This window comes from Streptomyces silaceus, assembly GCF_001419745.1.
GTDB classification, from domain to species: Bacteria; Actinomycetota; Actinomycetes; order Streptomycetales; family Streptomycetaceae; genus Streptomyces; species Streptomyces silaceus.
On the sequence record NZ_LIRJ01000632.1, the window covers coordinates 1 to 1546 of the forward strand.

Below are 1546 nucleotides of genomic sequence, written 5' to 3' on the forward strand. Positions count from 1 at the left end.
CCCCCTGAACCCCGCCTCCGACCCGGGCCCCACCCCGGTCGGAGGCGGTGTCTTTTCCGCGTCCGCGCTCAGGCGAGGGCGTCGACGACGATCCGCGTGATGTCCTCGGCGATCCTGTCCTCGCCCGGCGTGTCCGGGTCACGGCGGGTCGTGTACACGGAGATGACCAGCGGTGCCCGCTTGGGCGGCCAGGCCACGGCGACGTCGTTGACCCCTCCGTAGGCGGGGGAGCCGGTCTTGTCGCCGACCCGCCAGCCCTCGGGGAGCCCGGCGCGGATCCGCTTGTCGCCGGTGGTGTTCTCCAGGAGCCACCGGATCAGCTGGTCGCGGTCGAGCGGGTGCAGGGCGTCGCCGAGGACGAGCCCGCGCAGGTTCCCGGTCATCGCCGCGGGCGTCGTCGTGTCGCGCCGGTCGCCGGGGATGTTGGTGTTGAGGTCGGTCTCCCACCGGTCCAGACGGGTGTGCGCGTCGCCGATCGAGCGCGCGAACTCCGTGATGCCCGAGGGCCCGCCGATGCGCCGCATCAGCAGATTGGCGGCGGCGTTGTCGCTGTAGGTGAGCGTCGCGTCGCACAACTCCCGTACCGTCATGCCGGTTTCGAGGTGCAGCTCGGTGCGCGGCGAGTGCTCGACGAGGTCGTCGCGGCCGTACCTGATCAGTACGTCGAGCAGGCCGGGCTCCTGCTCGCGCGCCCGGCGCAGGATCGCCGCGGCGGCCAGGACCTTGAACGTCGAGGCGATCGCGAAGCGTTCGTCCGCGCGGTAGCCGACGGTGGCGCCGGTGCCGGTGTGCAGCGCGTGCACGCCGATACGGCCGGGGTAGCTCTTCTCCAGCTCGCGGAGCCGCCGCCGGACGTCGGGGGCGGCCGCCGCCTGCGCGGTGCCGGTGCCGGCGTCGGGCACGGAGAGGAGCACGGGCGCGGCGGCCGCGGCGCCGAGGAGCGTTCTGCGGGAGGAGGTCAACTTCATGATCCCGACCGTACCGGCCGGGACCGCGGCTACGCGGTGGGCAGCGGGCGCGGGGCCGCCGCCGAGATCNNCCCGCGCCCGCAGCAGGTCGGCCACCTGCCGGTCGATCCGCTCCCGCTCCCTGACCAGCTCGTCCGCCAGCCACGGCGTCGCCGTCTCGGAGGGACCGCCGTCCTTGTCCCGCATGCAGGGAAGGAGCTGGTAGATCTTCGCGCTGCACAGGCCCGCCGCGAACAGCTCCTGGATGTGCACGACGCGGTCGACCGCCGCCTCCGGGTAGTCGCGGTGGCCGCCCGGGGTGCGCTCCGCGTGCAGCAGGCCCTGCTTCTCGTAGTAGCGCAGGGGCCGCTCGCTCACAGCGGTACGCTTCGCCAGCTCGCCGATCCTCATGTCCCGGGCCTCTCGTCCTCGTGCGCGCGCTTGAATCTGACACTGGTGTCAGCTTCTACCGTTCCGGCATGACGAACACCACCCTCCTCGCCCCGTATTCCGCGGGCCCCCTCGGCCCCCTCGCCAACCGCATCGTCATGGCCCCCATGACCCGCGCCCGCGCCGCCGACGACGGCACCCCGCTGCCG

At 73.4% G+C, this 1546-nt stretch carries 1 protein-coding gene and 1 pseudogene; both read right to left on the reverse strand.

What is annotated here, in order from left to right; genetic code table 11:
• Positions 1-68: 68 nt before the first annotated feature.
• A complete protein-coding gene (bla, locus tag AOK22_RS38020; RefSeq protein WP_055703206.1) occupies positions 69-968 on the reverse strand; it encodes a class A beta-lactamase in 900 nt (299 codons plus the stop codon).
• Between the two features lie 71 nt (positions 969-1039).
• Positions 1040-1358: pseudogene (locus AOK22_RS44120) on the reverse strand (MerR family transcriptional regulator); the annotation flags it as partial.
• Positions 1359-1546 lie beyond the last annotated feature (188 nt).